This window comes from Sphingomonas sp. Leaf339, assembly GCF_001426195.1.
Taxonomy (GTDB): domain Bacteria; phylum Pseudomonadota; class Alphaproteobacteria; order Sphingomonadales; family Sphingomonadaceae; genus Sphingomonas.
This window is the reverse complement of record NZ_LMRS01000048.1, coordinates 1-365: the sequence shown is the minus strand read 5'-3', so window position 1 is coordinate 365 and position 365 is coordinate 1. Positions and strand designations below refer to the sequence as shown.

The following is a 365-nucleotide window of genomic DNA, read 5'->3' as shown; positions in this document are numbered from 1 at the left end:
CAAGGAAGGCGAGGACCGGCATCTGGTCATGGTATGGTCGGCCGGAATCCGTCATCTGCAGTTTGCGGCCTATCGCTGTCCTACAGTCCCCAATGATGGTAACCCGCGAGCCAATATGATCGCTGTTCTTTCTCATCATCGCCCAACTAGCCGGTTCCGGCACCGCCGCGACATAGTTCAGCGCGCCGTTGAAGGCGCGGGGCGACGACGCATCGCCGAACCGCATTGGCCCGCGCGTGTTGAGCAGGCTGCGGACCGGTCGCGTGCCGCCATCAGGCATGGCGAGCGGCCGAGTATGACTTGGTCAACTTGACGTAGGCAGCATCGGACTTGTACACCGCCAGCGCGACGATCAGGTCGAGGAT

General features: G+C 62.2%; 1 protein-coding gene. It reads right to left on the bottom strand.

The window, feature by feature from the left end:
- Positions 1-226: hypothetical protein (locus ASG67_RS19610; RefSeq protein ID WP_235535247.1), on the bottom strand; the 226-nt coding region annotated here is incomplete at its 3' end.
- Positions 227-365: the final 139 nt, after the last annotated feature.